At 58.2% G+C, this 17,402-nt stretch carries 16 protein-coding genes; 7 read left to right on the forward strand and 9 right to left on the reverse strand.

What is annotated here, in order from left to right; genetic code table 11:
- Positions 1 to 125 precede the first annotated feature (125 nt).
- From ACVWXW_RS09795 to ACVWXW_RS09805, 3 genes are all read right to left on the reverse strand, one after another.
- Positions 126 to 2,669 (reverse strand): UPF0182 family membrane protein, encoded by a 2,544-nt coding sequence (locus tag ACVWXW_RS09795; RefSeq protein WP_457403707.1) that lies wholly within the window; start codon positions 2,667 to 2,669, stop codon positions 126 to 128.
- 4 nt (positions 2,670 to 2,673) lie between these two features.
- A complete protein-coding gene (locus ACVWXW_RS09800; protein WP_457395288.1) occupies positions 2,674 to 4,116 on the reverse strand; it encodes a TIGR03279 family radical SAM protein in 1,443 nt (480 codons plus the stop codon).
- 107 nt (positions 4,117 to 4,223) lie between these two features.
- Complete coding sequence (locus ACVWXW_RS09805; protein WP_414373940.1) at positions 4,224 to 4,511, reverse strand: DUF2103 domain-containing protein; 288 nt, start codon at positions 4,509 to 4,511, stop codon at positions 4,224 to 4,226.
- 77 nt (positions 4,512 to 4,588) lie between these two features.
- On the opposite strand from ACVWXW_RS09805, the gene ACVWXW_RS09810 reads away from it, so the two are divergent.
- From ACVWXW_RS09810 to ACVWXW_RS09835, 6 genes are all read left to right on the forward strand, one after another.
- The gene (locus ACVWXW_RS09810) at positions 4,589 to 5,266 is read left to right on the forward strand and encodes a molybdenum cofactor guanylyltransferase (RefSeq protein ID WP_457403708.1); all 678 of its coding nucleotides are present in this window, start codon (positions 4,589 to 4,591) and stop codon (positions 5,264 to 5,266) included.
- A 32-nt stretch (positions 5,267 to 5,298) separates the two neighbouring features.
- A complete protein-coding gene (locus ACVWXW_RS09815; RefSeq protein WP_457403709.1) occupies positions 5,299 to 7,437 on the forward strand; it encodes an FAD-dependent oxidoreductase in 2,139 nt (712 codons plus the stop codon).
- Positions 7,438 to 8,226: 789 nt separating this feature from the next.
- Positions 8,227 to 8,565 carry a hypothetical protein gene (locus ACVWXW_RS09820; protein WP_011432042.1) on the forward strand — a complete coding sequence of 113 codons (339 nt, stop codon included), beginning with the start codon at positions 8,227 to 8,229 and terminating at the stop codon, positions 8,563 to 8,565.
- Between the two features lie 84 nt (positions 8,566 to 8,649).
- Entirely contained in the window at positions 8,650 to 8,991 is a 342-nt protein-coding gene (locus tag ACVWXW_RS09825; protein WP_011432043.1) for a histidine triad nucleotide-binding protein, read from the forward strand.
- A gap of 84 nt (positions 8,992 to 9,075) precedes the next feature.
- Entirely contained in the window at positions 9,076 to 9,726 is a 651-nt protein-coding gene (locus ACVWXW_RS09830; protein WP_011432044.1) for a precorrin-8X methylmutase, read from the forward strand.
- A gap of 238 nt (positions 9,727 to 9,964) precedes the next feature.
- Positions 9,965 to 10,435 (forward strand): hypothetical protein, encoded by a 471-nt coding sequence (locus tag ACVWXW_RS09835; RefSeq protein WP_011432045.1) that lies wholly within the window; start codon positions 9,965 to 9,967, stop codon positions 10,433 to 10,435.
- Positions 10,436 to 10,553: 118 nt separating this feature from the next.
- On the opposite strand, the gene ACVWXW_RS09840 is transcribed toward ACVWXW_RS09835, so the two are convergent.
- Positions 10,554 to 12,302, reverse strand: a complete 1,749-nt coding sequence (locus ACVWXW_RS09840) for a diflavin flavoprotein (RefSeq protein WP_457403710.1) — start codon at positions 12,300 to 12,302, stop codon at positions 10,554 to 10,556.
- Positions 12,303 to 12,417: 115 nt separating this feature from the next.
- Positions 12,418 to 14,184 carry a GTPase HflX gene (gene hflX / locus ACVWXW_RS09845; RefSeq protein ID WP_457403711.1) on the reverse strand — a complete coding sequence of 589 codons (1,767 nt, stop codon included), beginning with the start codon at positions 14,182 to 14,184 and terminating at the stop codon, positions 12,418 to 12,420.
- Positions 14,185 to 14,379: 195 nt separating this feature from the next.
- Here hflX and ACVWXW_RS09850 point away from each other — a divergent pair, with 195 nt between their 5' ends.
- Positions 14,380 to 14,514 carry a hypothetical protein gene (locus ACVWXW_RS09850; RefSeq protein WP_414342083.1) on the forward strand — a complete coding sequence of 45 codons (135 nt, stop codon included), beginning with the start codon at positions 14,380 to 14,382 and terminating at the stop codon, positions 14,512 to 14,514.
- A 134-nt stretch (positions 14,515 to 14,648) separates the two neighbouring features.
- On the opposite strand, the gene ACVWXW_RS09855 is transcribed toward ACVWXW_RS09850, so the two are convergent.
- From ACVWXW_RS09855 to ACVWXW_RS09870, 4 genes are all read right to left on the reverse strand, one after another.
- Positions 14,649 to 15,080, reverse strand: coding sequence for a DUF488 domain-containing protein (locus tag ACVWXW_RS09855; protein WP_414424599.1), 432 nt, complete (start codon positions 15,078 to 15,080; stop codon positions 14,649 to 14,651).
- The gene (locus ACVWXW_RS09860) at positions 15,077 to 15,694 is read right to left on the reverse strand and encodes a DUF488 domain-containing protein (protein ID WP_414373927.1); all 618 of its coding nucleotides are present in this window, start codon (positions 15,692 to 15,694) and stop codon (positions 15,077 to 15,079) included. Before ACVWXW_RS09860 ends, ACVWXW_RS09855 begins: the two co-directional genes overlap by 4 nt.
- Positions 15,691 to 16,374 carry a dual OB domain-containing protein gene (locus ACVWXW_RS09865; protein ID WP_011432051.1) on the reverse strand — a complete coding sequence of 228 codons (684 nt, stop codon included), beginning with the start codon at positions 16,372 to 16,374 and terminating at the stop codon, positions 15,691 to 15,693. Before ACVWXW_RS09865 ends, ACVWXW_RS09860 begins: the two co-directional genes overlap by 4 nt.
- 66 nt (positions 16,375 to 16,440) lie before the next feature.
- Positions 16,441 to 17,397: an ABC transporter permease gene (locus ACVWXW_RS09870; protein WP_457394936.1), complete on the reverse strand. Its 957-nt coding sequence runs from the start codon at positions 17,395 to 17,397 to the stop codon at positions 16,441 to 16,443.
- Positions 17,398 to 17,402: the final 5 nt, after the last annotated feature.

The following is a 17,402-nucleotide window of genomic DNA, read 5'->3' on the forward strand; positions in this document are numbered from 1 at the left end:
TTGGATAACAGTAGTCATGAGGACAAACTTCCCTAAGGAAGCGCGAAGATTGACAACCTAAACTTAAAACATCCGTTAAGTTTCGTCAACTACCTGCCTCAAAAATGAGGAGGGGATCCCTTTCTCTATCGGCTGCCCCTCGGCAGAAAGAGGGCTTCTAAGGCCTGGCCGAGAGTCGGTTCCATCACCACCCGGTCTTCGTAGGCAGCGATCACCCGGGTGAGCTGAGGCAAGCGGCCCTGTTCTGCTTCGATGTAGAGGGGCTGAACATAGAGCAAAGAAGTCTCGATAGGAATGACCAGCAGCGTGCCCAGGTTCACCCGCGACCCATGCTGGTTCCAGAGGGAAATTTGCTCGGAGATTAAGGGATCCTGATTGACCCGTGCTTCCACCTGTTCCGGGCCATAGATGAGCCGTTGCTTGGAAAACTCGTACACCAGGAGCTTGCCGTAGTTTTCCCCGTCGCAGCGGGCCGCTATCCAAGCCACCATGTTCTGCTTGTTAACAGGGGCATAGGGGGAGAGGAGGACGAACTCAGGAGTGTGGTTTGCAACCCCTTGGGGATCCCTCGGCAAGGTGAGAATGAGATACTGCGGCTGCATGGGAATGCGCCGTCGATTGCGGAACTGGCCGGGGATCTGCCATTGATCCTCGCGGTTGTAGAAGAGGCGGGGATCCGTCATGTGGTAGGTGGCAAACTGCTGCGCTTGCAGGCGGAAGAGGTCTTGGGGATAGCGGATGTGTTGCCGCAGCGGCTCCGGCATTGCCTCCAGAGGCTTGAAGAGGGTGGGGTAGATGCGGGCGTAGGCTTGGATGAGGGGATCCCGAGGGTCGGCAATGTACCAATCGATGCTGCCGTTGTAGGCGTCCATCACCGCCTTGACCGAGTTGCGGATGTAGTTGAAGGGAAAGCCGGGCAGGTGCTCCGAGTAGGGGTAGCGGCTGCTGGTGGTATAGGCATCGAAAAACCAGTAGAGCTTGCCGCCTTGAATGACCAGGTAGGGATCCCGGTCGTAGAGCAAAAAGGGCATCACCCGACGGATGCGCTCGCGGATTTGGCGGCGATAGAGAAAGCGGGTGGCAGAAGACAGCTCGCGGCTGAGAAGGATGCGCAGATCGCCAAAATGCCAGGCGTAGAGAAACCGCTGCCAGAGGTGGGGAATGGGCACGCCACCGCTGCCCCGGTAGCTGCTGTACACATAGCGCTCTGCTGCAGGGTAGTCCAATTCCCGCGCCTCAGCGCCCACGAAAACATCGGTGGTGGTCAGCTCGCCATAGTAGAGGGCCGGCTGCTCCACCCGCAAGACGGAGGCCACCTCAGGGTAGCGAGGAGAAACCCGCGGCGGAATATCCGATAGGAAAAAATCCGGCAGGCCTTCAGGGGTCACCACATTCACCGGGCTGAGGGTGAGGCCATAGCCGTGGGTGTAGAAAAACCGCCGGTTAACCCAGGTTTGGGCGGCGGGGGGTACCTGGGCAAAGTCCAGCTCGCGGGCGGCATGCATAACTTGGCGCAATTCTCCCCCAATGCGGTAGCGATCCACATTCACATAGGGAAATTGGTAGTAGGGGCGGATTTCTTGCAGTTGGCGGTAGGTGGCTAATAGGGGATCCGCATCCCAGAGGCGCACGTTGCTCAGGGTGGATTGATTCTGCTGCAGGATCTCCCAGGTGAGGGCTCCCCCTTCCGGGAAGGGTTGGACTTCGACATCGGCCAGGCCAAAGCCAGCACGGGTAAAACGGATGTTGTCCTCGATGTAGGGGCGCTCCAGCTCCAGCTCGTTGGGGGTGACCAAGAAGGTCTGCACCAGTTGGGGATAAAGTTGGGTGGTTAGCAGCCCAAACCCCAGGTAGGCCCCCCAGAGGATGGCCGGCGCCAAGAGAGAGCTGGCCCAGGGGGGGCACCAGGACTTGAGGAAAGGAAGGTTGAGGCGGATCCCCTGGCGGGCCAAAGCCCAGAATCCCACCGCCGTCAGGCCTGCCACCCCGCTCATCAAGGTCGTGGCCGGCAAGGTTGCATGCACATCGGCAAAACCGGCCCCAAACACAACGCCGCGGGTGGAATAGAGCAGCTCGTAGCGCTCCAGCCAATGGCCCCAGGCGCGAATGAGAAACAGGGATCCCCCCAAGATCAGCAGGTGCCGCTGGGCATAGAGAGAGAGGGCCAAGGTCAGCCGTTGCTCGGAAAGCCCCAGCTCCACCAAGTAGATGAGGACAACGGCAATCAAGGTGAGCAGCACCAGGTTGAAGCACCAATGCTGCACCGTCTCCCAGAAAGGCAGGCTGAAGAGAAAAAAGCCGAGATCGCGGTTGAAAATGGGATCCGACTCCCCGACGGGCCCCTGGTTCAGCCAGAGCAACAGCGTGAACCAGTGATTGGAAAGAGACCAAGCAAAGAAAACACTCAAACCTGTGGCAATCGCCCAGGCCCCAGCCAAGGTTGCCCCCCGCCAGCAGGAGCAGATGTTGGATCCCACCACCGCCAGGGCAAAGAGGAAAGCGCCCAGGCCCAGCCCCCAGCGGGCAATTACCCGCGTCCACAGCACCGGCAGAGCATGCAGCTCGGCAAACCAGGCCAGATCTACATAGAAAGAGGCCAAAGCCGTGATGGCCAGGATCCCCAGCCCCACCCCCAGCAGCAGAAACAATCCTCGCCGCAACCTCTGCATCGCCTCAGGATCCTCGGCTCAAAGCTGTTCTTGGTCGCGTCAGCGGTGCAGTTTCCCTTCGCCCGAGCGTTGCGGAACAACACAGGGTGCCGTAGGCATAGCCCTGTTCTAGCTGTTGCACCGCCTGCACCAAGCCTGCCGGCCCGCCGTCCACCCGCACCACCGGGATCCCCACCTGGGCCTGCACCTCTTGCCAGGTCAGATCGTCCAAAAAGCGCTCCCCATCCTTAAGGGCAATCTGAGGTAGCAGCAGCCCATCGTAGGCCGCCAAGTTTTCAACCGATTTCAAGGCATTCAAGACATCTTGGCCCGTCAGCAGCCCGGTTACCGTCAGGGTTTGTCCCCAAAATTGGCTGGCAATAGGCAAAAGATCCAACTGCAGCCCGCGGATGCGGTTCATCTGCTCCACCACAGGCTGGAAGGCTTGCTCTACGGCATTGCCCACCACCCACAGAACCTTGAGGGGAGAAGGGAGCTCAGGCGGCAGTTTGAGCTGCTCGAACTTGCTGAGGAAAAGCCGCAGGGATCCCACGCCATTCCCCAGTTGGGGGTAATCTTCATAGTGCTCTGCCGGTGGCAGTTCCCACCCCGCCAGCAGATACCACTCATCGGCCAGCCAGGCAAAGGTGGATCCCAATGTTTGCCGAAACTCGACCTGCAAAGTTTCCACCTGCCGGATCACTTCTCGGGCCTTGGCTGCATCCACAGGAACCAGCTCATCTCCAGGGGGGCGAAAGCGGGTCAGCCCCACAGGCACCACAGCAGCCGACAGCACCGTAGGGATCCCGTCTACGGGCCGGCGAAAGGCGGCCAAATCGAGGAGTGTGCGGGTGAGGTGATCCCCATCGTTCCAGCCTGGGCAGACCACCACCTGTGCGTGCAGTTGCAAGCGATGCTGGCGAAACCAGGCCAACTGCTCCAAAATCAGGCCAGCCCGCGGGTTTTTGAGCAAGCGGCTGCGCAGCTCCGGGTCGGTAGCATGCACTGACACGTAGAGGGGAGAAAGGCGCAGGCGAGCGATGCGCTCCCATTCGGCAGCAGGCAAGTTGGTGAGGGTGAGGTAGCTGCCGTAGAGAAAGCTGAGGCGGTAGTCGTCGTCCTTGAGGTGCAGCGTTGCCCGCATTTCCGGAGGTTGTTGGTCGATGAAGCAAAAGGGGCAAGCGTTGGCGCACTGGATCAGGCCATCGAACAGGGCTGTCTCAAACTCTAGCCCCAGATCCTCGTCGATTCCCTTCTCCAGCTCAACTGTGCGCGGGATCCCTTGGCTATTCAAGATCTCCAGGCTTACACACTCCTCAGCGATCAGGAAGCGGTAGTCGATGAGATCGCGGGGGCGCTCGCCGTTGATGCTGACCAGGGCCTCTCCAGGTCGAATGCCTGCTTCTGCTGCCAGGGATCCCGGCAAAACAGCACTGATGCGGGCAGGCTTGAGGCTAGTACGAGACATAAGATTGACTCATAATCAGATGTGCTATTCGCGTTGGCAGGGCGGAGTCCTGGATCGGGACAGCGTTGTGTAGCAAGAACGAGGCTCGGTTGCGTTGCCAGAAGAGCTCACTGCAAACAGCGGAGAATAGCCGCCTCTAGCTCGGTTTGGCTGAGATCCGTCACCACAAACACCTCCTGCACGCTGCTTCCCTTGCGGGCCACCAGCTTGTACCCGCCCCGGATCGGCACCGAAACCCGCAACTGCAACTGGGGGATCCGCCCACGGCTGCAGGACAGAGCGCCCGGCGTCACGGTTTTAATGCCCGCCTGCCGGGTCAGGCGTTCCAAAACAGGGATCAACCCTGAGATGTGGGTGGAGTGGTTCCAAACCAGACGACCAGAGGGCTCAGACATGGCGGCCAAAGTGAGGAGAGGATGGGATCCCTATCCTATTCCTCCACAAATACCTGCTGCTCGTTGTGGAAAACTGGATGTCCAAAATGCCTGAAGATTCCCCGCCTGCGGTCGTGGCTCTGATCTTGGCCGGGGGCAACAGCCGCCGCATGGGATCCGACAAAGCCTTGGTGCTTTGGGATGGGATCCCCCTGCTGCGACGGGTGGCTCAGGTGGCAGCAGCCTGCGCCGACGCGGTTTACATCCTCACCCCCTGGCCGGAGCGCTATGCGCCGGTGGTGGATCCCGGTTGGCACCTCTGGCGGGAAAACGTTCACAGCCGCGACAGCATTGCGGAGCAACACCGAGGCCCGCTGCTGGCCTTTCAAGAGGGGATCCGGCGGCTACAAACCTTGGCTGCTCCCCCGGAGTGGATCCTGCTGCTGGCCTGCGATCTGCCCTGCTTGCAGGAGCAGGTTCTTGGGGATTGGCGACAGCGCCTTGCCACCCTGCCCCCTCAGACGGTGGCCGCCCTGCCCAAAAGTCAGCGGGGCTGGGAGCCCCTGTGTGGCTTCTATCGCCTGGCGCAGCTAGGTTCTCTGGAGAGTTTCTTGCAGGCAGGAGGAAGATCCTTTCAGGGCTGGTTGTCCCAGGTGCCAACAGCCATCCTGCCCCTGACCGTTCCCGACAGCGGGACGGAGTCCCTTGAGAGGATGCTCACCAATTGCAACACCCCTGCAGATCTGCAGCTGGGGGGAAACCTGGGTAGGGGGTGATCCCTGGGATCGGCAAAGGGAGGGATCCCCTCATGTCACAATGGGTAAAGATTTGCTCGGTTTCTTATCTCGGCGCCGTGCTTACTTCCCTTTACTACCGCGAGATCCCTTGCCCCGATAGTGCTCAAGTGCTGCGCTGGCTACAGGAGTGTATCCCCCTGCCCCAAGGCAGCCAGAAGGTTCTTACCCCCACGGGCCTGCGCCTACAGGGATCCGGCGCTGAGCTGGCCCTTTTCTTGTGGTCGGGGCTGAACACCACCTATCTCAAGGTGTTCCAGTGGTCGGAACAGCCCTTCCCCCGCCAAGCTCGCTGGCTGGGAGAGCTGGAACAGGCCATTCAAAGCCAATTTCCCCACTGCTACCCGCAGTTGCCCCAGATCGACCTGAACCGGGGATCCATCTTCGATCAGCTTGAGCCTTTCTACCCGCAAACGGTGAAGTATTTTCGGCGGATCCCCAATGGAGAATTTGACCTGCAGCGGGTGTACTGGTGGGAAAAGCGCTGGCGGGAAGAAGTGCAACATTGCCACGCAGCCCACCGCCCTGCTCAGCCGGTCTTGTTTCGCGAGCCTGGCCCTGAGCCGGCCCCAGTGGAGTGGGATCTGGCCATCGTGGGAGGAGCGCTGGGAGCCATCTATGGAGCGGCCATGGCTCGCTTGGGCTACCGCGTGGCCTTGGTGGAGCGGCTTCCTTTTGGCCGCATGAACCGCGAGTGGAACATCTCCCGGCGGGAGCTGCAAACCCTGGTGGATTTGGGCCTTCTGAGCGCCGAGCAGATGGAGAGCTTGATCCTGCGGGAATACACGGATGGGTTCAACAAGTTTTTTGACGGCAATAGCCCGGTTCGCGCTCCCGTTTTGCACACGCCGACGGTACTCAATCTGGCCATTGACGCGGAAAAGCTATTGCAGCTCTGTGGCCAAATTCTCACTTCCTGCGGGGGAGCTATCTACGAGCGCACCGAGTTTCAGCGGGCCTATGTTGGCGAACAAGGCGTCACGCTGGTTTTGAAGGATTTGCCCACCGGCGAGGAGTTTCGGCTGGGATCCCGCCTTGTGGTGGATGCTATGGGAACAGTCTCTCCCATTGCCCAGCAGCTTTACCGCCATCGGGCTTTTGATAGCGTCTGCCCCACGGTGGGGGCTACCATTGCGGGGGGGTTTGAGCCAGGGGTATGGGATCCCCAGTTTGGGGACATTCTGGCCAGCCACGGGGACATCAGCCGCGGTCGGCAACTCATTTGGGAGCTGTTCCCCGGGCCAGGCGAAGATCTTACCTTTTATCTGTTCCACTACCACCAGGTGCATCCGGAAAACCCCGGATCCCTGCTGGAACTGTACGAAGATTTTTTCACTATTCTGCCGGAATACCGCCGCTGCGACCCAGAGCGCTTGCAGTGGAAAAAAGCGACCTTCGGCTATATCCCCGGACGATTTGGCCAGCCCCGGCACCCTGTTGGCGGCAGCGGGGCGGAGTCTTCGGAACCCTTTGACCGGATACTGCTCATAGGGGATGCGGCGGCTATGCAATCGCCCCTTAGCTTTACCGGGTTTGGATCCCTGGTGCGCAATTGCCCCCGCCTGTGCGATCTGCTGGATACGGCGCTGCGCCACGACCTGCTCAGGGCTGCAGACTTAGCCCAGATCCGGGCCTACCAGGGCAACTCCGCCGTCACCTGGCTCTTCTCGCGGGGGATGATGGTGCCCACCGGCAAGGTGCTGCCCCCCGAGCGCATCAATGCCACTCTCAACAGCTTTTTCGGCATTCTCGCCACCGAGCCGCCGGAGGTGGTGGACGATTTCATCAAAGACCGGGCTGGCTGGCTGGCCTTTAACCGCATGGCCATCAAAGCTGCCCTGCAAAACCCACGGCTGCTGCTGTGGATCTGGGAGGCCGTAGGGGCCAAAGGCTTTGCCCAGTGGCTACCCACCTACCTCAGCTATACCGGCCTGGCCTTGACCTCTGCTTTGCTCAGGGGCTGGCTTCCAAATCTGCTGCGTCGCCTGCAGCCCTGGCTAGAAGCGCGTTACCCCCGCCTGTGGCTGCGCTGCCTGCAGTGGAGCTACACCCTCACGTATGGGGTAGGGCAGCCGCGCATCCAGTTTCAACTCCCCCCCACTCAAGAAAAGACCCAAAACACAATACCGACTTGGATAGAGGAGAGGGCTTGAGCTGGTGGCGCGGTCGGAGAATGCGGCCACGCCAGTTTTTTGATGCCTGTGCTTTTGCTTGCCTCAAGTCACAATCTTCAATGTCTGCTTCAATGTCTGCAGAAAAGGCAGGTGACAATACAGCCTGTTCACAAACTGGGGGATACAAAAATCGTGTTTCCGAGGCTTGACCCTAACGAGGTTTAAAACAAGCAGGTTTATAGTCATTTTAAACAGAACTGAAAGATTTCTGTTGTATTGCTTCCTAACTCCCCTCTCCCTTTGGGAGAGGGGTTGGGGGTGAGGGATGACTCCCTCTGGGAAAGGGGCTGGGGGTGGTCGCGGCAGCGGCGCGGAACGCTTGGGGAGTGTCTCAATTAGCCTAGAATGACCATACAACCGTATCCCGTGGTCCCTTAGTGGGCTGTAGTTGTGTAGCTAAAGCCAATTAGCAAAAGATCCCATTGGATGCTAGCAGTCCTCACTTGTGTTTGCTAGCAGCTTTACCTCTTATCTGCACAGATTTCTGCACAGATTATTTACACAGAGCTGAACGAGGGAGTGCCCATCAGGCAAAGCCTTCCTCTGTGGCGCAAAAGTATTTCGCCACGCAGGGATCTGCCTGTCCTTTGCCTTGGCATTTTGCCCAAGTTGAGTATAATCAATACCTAACATCCAGGATCAGATCGAGGATAGTTGGGAAGGGATCCCAACCTTGATTTGGTTTTGAGACTGCTAGTCCCCTTTTTAGGATCTTTCGCAAAAAACTCTGTAGGACTGAGCCCAGTCGCGTCAGCGTTGCGGAGCAACATGGTTTACACCTTCGAGATCATCGGCATCGCCCCTGCTCTGCAGTTCTTTCATCAGCAACAGAAGCTGGCCCAGCGGCCCTGTGGGGTGGAATACCTGGGTACCAGCTCCTGCACCCTCGATGCGTTGCTGGGATCCGTGGAGGAAGTGCCGGCCCGGCGCGGCTGGGACTTGGATCAGTTGGTCGACGCTGTTATCCGCTTTTGGTGCAGCAACCCCGATTTGGTCAGTATGTGGCGCTCTCGTTTTCGCGATGCCGGGCGAGATGCGCTGTTGGTCTCGCGAGTGGGGCATATTCAATCACTGCGGCAGGAATTTGAATGGCTGCTGAAGCAGTAGATGCCGAGCGCCACTCTCGCCACCTGGGTAGGAGAAGGCGCGGTTAGCAGGTAGGCTAGGGGCAGAACTGGTTTGTGAGCACCCATGAGCGACACAGTTTTCGGCAAGATCATCCGCAGGGAGATCCCTGCACAAATCGTTTACGAAGACGATAGAGCCCTGGCCTTCAAAGATATTGCCCCCCAAGCCCCTGTCCACATTTTGGTGGTGCCCAAAGAGCCCATCCCCGGCATTTCCCAGGCCAAGCCCGAACATGAGGCATTGCTGGGACATCTCCTGCTGACCGCTCAGCGGGTGGCTGCCGAGGCAGGTTTAAATAAAGGCTACCGATTGGTGATCAACGAAGGAGAAGACGGCGGGCAAACCGTCTTTCATCTCCACATTCACGTTCTGGGCGGTCGGGGGATGGGCTGGCCCCCAGGTTGAGCGATGGTTTTTCCCACCCATTGGAGCCTCTGCAGGTACAATCCTGTCATTACGGAGGTAAACAGCGGGCGGGGTCTGGGATCGATGGAGTGGCACGTAACCGATGCAGAGAGTTTGATGATCATCGACCAGGAGGTGGGCAAGCACGAGCTTTCTCCTGCTGAGTATGAGGTGGTTCGTCGGGTTATTTATGCTACTGCCGACTTTGAGTACTTGAACCTCATCCGTTTTGGTAACGAAGCCTTACAGGCTGGGGCGGCGGCCTTGGCAGCGCGTACCACCATTGTGGTCGATGAGCCGATGGTGCAGGTGGGCATTGCCTGGGCTGTTCAGAACACCTTTTCCAACCCCATCTATTGCAGCAGCGAAGCCATTACCCGCCCCCAAAGGGACAAGACCCGCTCCGCTTGGGGCTTGGAAACTCTGGCCCAACGCTACCCTGAGGCGATCTTTGTGATTGGCCAATCCCAGACTGCCCTCTCCACCTTGGTGCAGCTGATTAGAAAGAAGGAGGTGGCCCCTGCTCTGGTCATCGCCACGCCGGCTGGGTTTGTGAACGTGGTGCAAGCCAAGCAGGAGCTAGCCGATTCCATGGTGCCCCACATCCGCACTGAGGGACGCAAAGGAGGCCCGGCAGTGGCTGCAGCGGTGTTGGATGGCCTGCTGGACTTGGCTTGGCACGCCTATATACGGGTCAGCAGCGCAGACTATCCTGGCAAATCCGCCGTTTCTTGACATGCTCCTTGCTCTACTGGCTGGCTAAGCCAAGGCAAACTGCGCAGCGGTAGAGCAGGGCTTTAGACCCCATTTCTAGAGTAGGTCTGCTGATCTGATCGAGATCACTCAACTGGGGGGATCCCGATCACCCGGCCTTCAAGTCGGCATCGGCAAGATGGGAGCTGCGCTCTCAGTCCTGCCTCTTCAGAAAATGGCCTGAGAGACGACTGGGTTGGGCCTATGGAGGGATCTTCCCATGCGGTGTGCCATCTTCTTTTGCTGGCTTGCCTGGGTTTTTGCGCCGGGGGCTTGGGCACAAGCTGAGCCATGCCCGGTGGTCGTCCTTTCGCCCTCTTCACAGTTGCAGTTGTCAGAATCGTCAACACTTGCCTCTACTCTCTCGACAGCCCAGAAAGTGCTCCACACTGCTACTGCACTCGACAAGGCAGAGGTTATCGCTACGCAACATTTTCCCGAACCGGTCAGCCCCTACCAGCGCTGGCGACAGAGGTATGCCCCCTCGGATCCCCTCTCTTCAGGTTTGAACAGCGTCCCTTATCGGCCAGCCCAGCAGGGATCCCAAAGGATTCAACAGGGAACAGAGGGGCTGCCCTTAGGGCCTGCGACCCGCCAAGGGGAACAGCTGGAGCAGATCGGGATCCGCCTGGGAGAAGACAGCCCTTTTTTCCTACATCCCAGTGGGTTGGTCTATCGGCAGTCCTATTGAAGTTTTTGTGAGTCTGTTCGCTACAGGGATCCCAGCTTCCCCAGGGAGAAGGGCTGGGAGTGAGAAATTATCTCTCACTTCTCTCTTCTCACTGCTCACTATCAGTATTAGTACAGTATTAGTAATGATTCCCTACCTTGCGGTGGTGGATGGCGGTGAGGCCCTCTGGGCTGGAGACCCGACCAGCTTCTAGGGTGCTGTACACCACCCAGTGATCGCTGGTTTCCAGGCGGCTCACCACACGGCACTCCAGGTAGGCCAAAGCATCGGCCAAGATGGGGGATCCGTTGGCAGCAGGGTAGGTCTTGATCCCGGCAAAGCGGTCGGCTCCCGGTGGAAATCGCTTCAGGAAGTGGCGCATCAAGGGTTGGTAATGGCCTTCTTGCAGCACATTTAACACGAAGGTATCTCCCACCTGCAGGAAGGATTCGATGGCCCGATCCTTGGCCACCGCAATGCTGATCCCTGGCGGATCGGTGCTGGCTTGGGCTACCCAGGAGGCGAGCATAGCGCTGGTGGCTTGCCCTTTGCGGGCAGTGATGATGTAGAGGCCATTGCTAATGCGGCCCAGGGCGCGATCCAGGTCGGCATCCAAGGCTTTCATCTGCTGAATGCTGCGATCCCGGGTCAGCCACTGCCCCAGGTCGGTACCTGCTTCTTCGGCCAGTTGCAGCAGGGCCTCGCCGGCAGGCTGCTTGAGCAGAATGGGGGCAAACACCTCTTTGGCGCCGATTTCTTGCAGTGTGTTGCGGCAGAGGTACACCGACTCGTCGTCTTCCCCCCCTGACTCGAACAGGCCAAAGCCCTGCTTGCTGTGGGCAGAGGCCAGCAGGGTTTTCAGCAGCACCTGGGTAGTGGCCGCCTCTGGCCCCGATTGGGGCGGCATGCCTATCACCACACCGGCGGCCAAGCTCATCAGCTCCCGCACCTCGTGGGCATCCACCAGCCGCAAATCTGCCAGCTCCACCTGGATGCCGGTTTTTTGGATCCCACGGGCAATGGCTTGAGCCAAGGTTTCCGCCTTGCCATATCCCGACAGGTAGAACACTGCCACCATCCGTTCAGCTTTGGCCTGCTCGAGGCTCCAGGTGCGATATTGCCCCACCCAGTCGGACAGGTGATGGCGCAGCAGGGGGCCGTGGCCGGTAGCAATGGCAGCGATAGGAGGCAAGGCTTCCATGCGCTTCAGGGCGGACAACACCGAGCGGGCGTTGGGCCCCATGAGGCAGTCGTAGTAGAGCTTGAAGTCGGCCTGCAACAGGTGGGGATGTTCGTCCCAGGCGAAATCGTCGCAGTAGTGCATCCCAAACACGTCGCAGGTGTAGAGGATCTGGGTGCCGTGGTCGTAGGTGAGGATGGTGTCGGGCCAGTGCAGGTTGGGGGCCGAGATGAACTCCAGAACGTGCCCTTTGCCCAGATCCAAGCGATCTCCCTGTTTCACCACCAGCCGCCGGAAGGGCCGATGCACCAGATCTTCCAGAAATTGCATGGCCACCTTGGAGGCCACCACCGTCATCTGGGGCGCCAGCTCCAGCAGATCACCGACTAGGCCGCTGTGATCTGGCTCGGTGTGGCTGACCACCAGGTAGTCGATCTGGGCAGGATCTAGGATCCCTTGCAGGCAATCCAGGTACAACTGGCGAAACTTCTCGTGGGAGGTGTCGATGAGGGCCACCTTCTCGCCGCGAATCAAGAAGGAGTTGTAGGTGGTGCCATTTTCCAGAGCAAATTCGATGTCAAATCGATCCCGATCCCAATCTTGGGAGCGAATGGCAAGGGTGTCGGCCCCGATGGGCAGAGTTTGCAGCGTCAGATGGGGCTGGGCCAGGCGAGGTGCGACTTGAGGTGCAACTGCAGTGGTGGCCATGTTCTCTCCCTAACTTTAAGTCGGGTCACAATCCTGATCTCAATGTAACTGAATGTTTATGTTGACGGCGGATGAAGATGAGCTATGCAGGTTTGGAAATCCTTATGGAATGCTTTTAGGGATCCTTGGGTTCCTGACTATCGAAGGGGTTGGGGCTTAGAACTGCAGCAAATTGGGCCAGGGTGTGGCGCAACTGATCCAGGTTTTGGCCGGTGGTGGCGGAAACAAACAGGGCCTTCGGGTAGAGCAGGCGCACATCCTCTACCCATTCGGGATCCAGGCGGTCGATTTTGTTAAACACCAGCTGCCGGGGGCCGGTGGCCAAGGGCATCTCGTCCAGCAATGTTTCCACCGCCTCGATTTGCCCCTCCCAGTTGGGGTGGGAGAGATCCACCACATGTAGTAGGGCATCGGCTTCCGTCACCTCTTCCAGGGTGGCTTGAAAGGCATCCACCAGTTGGTCTGGTAATTCGGTTAGAAATCCCACTGTGTCGGTCAACAGCACCGCCTGCTGGTCGGGCAGCTCCAGCCGCCGCGTGGTGGGATCCAAGGTGGCAAAGAGTTGGTCGGCCACGTAGACCTGGGCATGGGTGAGGGCATTGAGGAGGGTGGATTTGCCGGCGTTGGTGTAGCCCACCAGGGCCACCACAGGAATTTGGGATGCCTCGCGCCGTTGGCGCAGCCGCTGGCGGTGGCGGCGCAGCTCTTCCACCTCTTGCCGCAGCTTGGTGATGCGTCGCTGGATGGCCCGCCGCTCCATTTCCAGTTGGGTTTCCCCCGGGCCACGGGTGCCGATGCCCCCACCTAGCCGAGACATGGTGCGACCGCGACCGGCCAGGCGAGGCAGCAAATACTGCAGTTGCGCCAGCTCCACCTGCAATTTTCCGGCCCGGGTTCTGGCCCGCTGGGCAAAAATATCCAAGATCACCTCGCTGCGATCCACCACCCGCACTCCCAGGGCCTCTTCCAAGGTGCGCACCTGGCTGGGGGTAAGTTCCCGGTCGAACACCACCAAGTTAGCGCCCAGATCCTGGACCAGCAGAGCCAGCTCTTGCACCTTACCGGATCCGATTACCGTGGCCGAATTGGGGCCTTCCCGCCTCTGCCAGAGGGCTTGCAGCACCTGTCCGCCGGCACTCTCCACCAGGCGGCTCAGCTCCGCCAACCCATCCATGAGATCCTCGTAGCTCTGCCCGGACTCCTGCAGCCCCACCAGGATGGCCCGATCCTGATCCAGATCCACCTGGCGGGCGGTCAACTGGCGCCGAAAGCCATCTTCTAGCTCCGCCACCAGCTCCTGCAGATCCTGTTCTGCCAGGATCCCCAAAGGCAAAGGCTCAGAAACCTGCCAACGGCGCTCTCCCTCCGGCAGCAGATGGGCCAGATAGGCCCGGTGAACAAAGCCCGTAGCCGCTCCTCCCCGGCGTCGGTGCCCTCCTGACTTGGACACGGAAAGGGTGATGAGGGCATCCAAACGCTGCAGGGCCATGGCCGTCAGCGCTTTTTGACCGGGGCCCCCCTCCCCCATTTGGGTGGTAATGCAGCGGATCCCGGATAGGCGCTCGGCCCCCTGGCGGGGCAATTCCCAAGCCGGGATCTGGGTTTCAAAAGGGGATCCCAGCCCCACGCGGATTACCTGGCCGCGCCGGTTGAGGTAAACGCTGATGGGCTGACCTTCCAGATCTTGGGTCAGGGATCCCAGCCGTTGGGCAAACTCCACCGTCACCAGGCGGTTGGGGGGTAGGCGCAGTTGGTAAAGCCGTTGCAGTTGCTTTTGTTGGTGGGGCTTTAACCCTTTGGCCTGTTCGGGAAAGCGTCGTGGAGCGATAGCAGAGCTGAAGCGGGGGTCGGTCTGATGGCGAGAGGTGCTAGCCCTGGGCATGGGGACGGGGAAAGACCCAAAAACAAGCTTTCATCTACCATACACGCTAGCTGACAGCAGGAACTTGGGATCCAAAAGCAACGGCGGCAAACACTGGCCCAGTGTTGCGGGGGCAACAGTACGGCGATGTCATCAGCAACGGGTGCAACATTCAAACCAAGGTCATTCCCGAACAAAAGTAGGCGGAATACTTCCATGACCCAACCGAGGTACGCATGGGGCAGCCAAACCCAGACGATCACAGGCTTCCTGCTCGCCCATCATCTGCTCAAGGTCAACCCCAAAGATGTCAATGTGTTGGATCTGCCCAAGCGGGGATCCCTGTATTGAGCTTGCTGTCGGTGAGAGAGTTTCCAAATCGGTTGGGCAGTCAGGGATCCCTTTCGCTCCGTGTTGCCGGAATCCTGCTGCAACTCGGAGTAGCTGCATAAATCGGAAAAATCCGTAGTGCCAGCTCTTAGTTATCATAGATGCACGATTTCAACATCACCCCATTTTCTGCGCAAATATTCAGCAACCAGCCTACGATGACAGTGCTCAGGAGTAGCTTCACTACAAAGCAGACACCCTCCATCGAGAATACTTTTATCCACTTGATCTTCAATGCGACGCTCGGCCATCAGCGACAAAAACTGTCTCTCGTAGTTAGACCATTCACCACTGGCTTTGTAAGCATCGAGAATCTCTTGAGTTGGTGCAAGTTCCGGCAAATGAACATATCCAAGCTTGCAGATCTCGCGAAGAAAAAACTCTAGATCCCTCTTTTTCGTGAATCCCGCCAGTTGCGAGGTGTTATTAAGTCGAGTATCAACAACTCGAACCAGACCAGGCTGTTTTAAGCGATTAAAAAATTGCTCTGCACTTTTCTTCGTAAACCCTATCGTAAATATCTTCATGGCCTCGCGCTCCGCTCATCATTTTTTGACATTTTCTCATCTCGATAGGCGACACGCCTGCCTTGAATGAGATAGGCTTCGGCTATACACTCTTCCCGACTTCTAAACAAGTCCCCCTCTGGAAGTTTGCAAAGGGCAAGAAGACGAGATTCTAGAGCCTCATGAGTCTCCAAAGAGCCATTGGCCAAGATGTGGTTGACCGGAATCCCACTTTGAAAAAGTTTACGCGCCACCAGCAACGATCTATGACATTCAATAGGGTCTTTCTCAGCACACATCAGTGCGATCCGATACCGACTAGAACCTTGGATCAGACGGTCGATCCCTTCGAGGAAGGCTGGCTCATTTGCCAGTCGTTCATACTGAATCCTACCCTGATCATAGCAGCTCGGATTTTCGCTACGTCCTCCCAATTCTTTGCCCAGAAAGACGTAAGCAATACCTGCTGCCGCTAAAGCACTTTTCAACTTTTCTTGTGAATATTGAGGGACGTAACGGCTATATGGACGTGAGCGAACGTCGCCAATACCGGTGATGTTGTACTGGCGCAGTAAGTCTATGAAAAAATCAATCTCGTGGTTTGAGTGACCAATCGTGTAGATCTCTGATTTCATATGAGTCGACCTGAGTAGAGAACAGCCGCTATCAGCTTGTAGTAATAGCCCAAGTAGGGATCGCTAAGGCTAACACACAGCACCGGATCGGGGATGTCATATTGACCGTCTTCGCCCATTAGGAAATCCCGTTCAATCACAGGATCGGTAACATCCATGCAGTATTTTACTCCCTTGTATACAAACTCGCCGCGTACTCTACGCTTAGAATTCGGGTATCCTGGTGCCTTGTAACCAACCAACAGACGCAAATGCTCGACCGGTACAAGGTAAAGAGAAACTCCGCTTTCTCGCCCGACACTTAACCGGTTGTTCCACCCAGCATAGCTGCTCTCGCCAGTGCCCCAGAGATTCTCAGGGTTGTCTAGCCAACTGTTGATATCCTCCCAAGGCAGGTGGCCAACTTTTTTCCAGCGGTGCTTTGGATTGATAACGTGGTTCTCCCTCTGGTGAGGTAGTGGCTGAGGTGTATCACAAGAGACACAGAGAATATCAAGAAGTTCTGGGTCGCCACCGCTCTCGTAGTACCTCTCATGTTCAGAGACCTCATGTGACGGGCGGCTGCTGACAGGACGCACCCATTCTCCTGGCTCTCCGTTCTGCCATTCCTTGCCGGCAATACAGCGACCGGCCATTTTTCTGGAGTTGGCGAAACAGACAATCGTCTTGACGTAAGACATACAGGCTTCTGGGGCAAGGGCAAAGGCTCAATGGGAGTAATTTTCGGCTTCTTGAAAGTCCAGTAGTCAAATCCGTTCTTCAGGGCGAAAGGGGATCAAAAGGGCGCGGGGCGCTTTGGCATGGCGAGAGACCAAAATCAACGCCACAATACTGAGCAGATAGGGCAACATTAAGAAAAACTGATAGGGGATCCGGCTACCCCAAAGCTGCTGAAGGCGCAATTGCAAAGCATCAAACCCGGCAAACAGCAACGCTCCTCCTAAGGCTCGCCAGGGATCCCAAGCGGCAAAAACCACCAGAGCAATGCAAATCCACCCCCGCCCATTGACGATATTGAAGAAAAACGCATCGAACGCAGAGAGGGTTAAAAAAGCACCGGCCACGGCCATGAGAGCGCTGCCCACCATCACGGCCCCGGTGCGAACGGCATAGACCGGGATCCCCTGGGAAGCGGCAGCCTGGGGATTTTCTCCAACCATGCGCACGGCGAGGCCCAGAGGAGTTCGGTAGAGGATGTAGGCCATGAGGGGCACCAGGAGAAGGCCGAGGTAGGTGAGGGGCGGCTGGGTAAACAGGGTTTCTCCCAGAAAGGGCAGGCTGGAGAGACCGGGGATCGGCCAAGGGCTGAAGGGGATGATTTTGGGAGGAGAGGTGACCTGGGGCAGGGCCATGCGATAGACAAAATAGGCGGCATTAATGGTCAAGAGGGTGATGCCGATGCCGGTGACGTGCTGGGAAACCCCAAGGCGGACGGTCAACAGGCTGTGAATCAAGCCCACACCTGCACCGAGGACGGCAGCAAAGGCTACGCCCCACCACAATCCGGATCCCTGATAGACCACCAGCCAACCGGTCATGGCCCCCAGGGTCATGATCCCTTCGATGCCCAAATTGAGAACGCCGGCCCGCTCACAGAGGACTTCGCCCAAAGTGCCAAAGAGCAAGGGAGTGGCAATGCGCAGGGTGGCCACCCAAAAGCTGGTGGTGCTGATTAAGCTGATTAGACTCAGGAGTGCAGACACGGGTG

This window comes from Thermostichus sp. MS-CIW-30 (assembly GCF_054058015.1).

What these genes read in the sequence shown, in the direction of transcription:
- ACVWXW_RS09850 (WP_414342083.1), top strand. Translation starts at nt 14,380, where the DNA reads ATGACCCAACCGAGGTACGCATGGGGCAGCCAAACCCAGACGATCACA.
- ACVWXW_RS09860 (WP_414373927.1), bottom strand. Translation starts at nt 15,694, where the DNA reads ATGAAATCAGAGATCTACACGATTGGTCACTCAAACCACGAGATTGAT.
- ACVWXW_RS09830 (WP_011432044.1), top strand. Translation starts at nt 9,076, where the DNA reads ATGGAGTGGCACGTAACCGATGCAGAGAGTTTGATGATCATCGACCAG.
- ACVWXW_RS09810 (WP_457403708.1), top strand. Translation starts at nt 4,589, where the DNA reads ATGTCCAAAATGCCTGAAGATTCCCCGCCTGCGGTCGTGGCTCTGATC.
- ACVWXW_RS09800 (WP_457395288.1), bottom strand. Translation starts at nt 4,116, where the DNA reads ATGTCTCGTACTAGCCTCAAGCCTGCCCGCATCAGTGCTGTTTTGCCG.
- ACVWXW_RS09795 (WP_457403707.1), bottom strand. Translation starts at nt 2,669, where the DNA reads ATGCAGAGGTTGCGGCGAGGATTGTTTCTGCTGCTGGGGGTGGGGCTG.
- ACVWXW_RS09865 (WP_011432051.1), bottom strand. Translation starts at nt 16,374, where the DNA reads ATGTCTTACGTCAAGACGATTGTCTGTTTCGCCAACTCCAGAAAAATG.
- hflX (WP_457403711.1), bottom strand. Translation starts at nt 14,184, where the DNA reads ATGCCCAGGGCTAGCACCTCTCGCCATCAGACCGACCCCCGCTTCAGC.
- ACVWXW_RS09840 (WP_457403710.1), bottom strand. Translation starts at nt 12,302, where the DNA reads ATGGCCACCACTGCAGTTGCACCTCAAGTCGCACCTCGCCTGGCCCAG.
- ACVWXW_RS09825 (WP_011432043.1), top strand. Translation starts at nt 8,650, where the DNA reads ATGAGCGACACAGTTTTCGGCAAGATCATCCGCAGGGAGATCCCTGCA.
- ACVWXW_RS09815 (WP_457403709.1), top strand. Translation starts at nt 5,299, where the DNA reads ATGTCACAATGGGTAAAGATTTGCTCGGTTTCTTATCTCGGCGCCGTG.
- ACVWXW_RS09835 (WP_011432045.1), top strand. Translation starts at nt 9,965, where the DNA reads ATGCGGTGTGCCATCTTCTTTTGCTGGCTTGCCTGGGTTTTTGCGCCG.
- ACVWXW_RS09855 (WP_414424599.1), bottom strand. Translation starts at nt 15,080, where the DNA reads ATGAAGATATTTACGATAGGGTTTACGAAGAAAAGTGCAGAGCAATTT.
- ACVWXW_RS09805 (WP_414373940.1), bottom strand. Translation starts at nt 4,511, where the DNA reads ATGTCTGAGCCCTCTGGTCGTCTGGTTTGGAACCACTCCACCCACATC.
- ACVWXW_RS09820 (WP_011432042.1), top strand. Translation starts at nt 8,227, where the DNA reads ATGGTTTACACCTTCGAGATCATCGGCATCGCCCCTGCTCTGCAGTTC.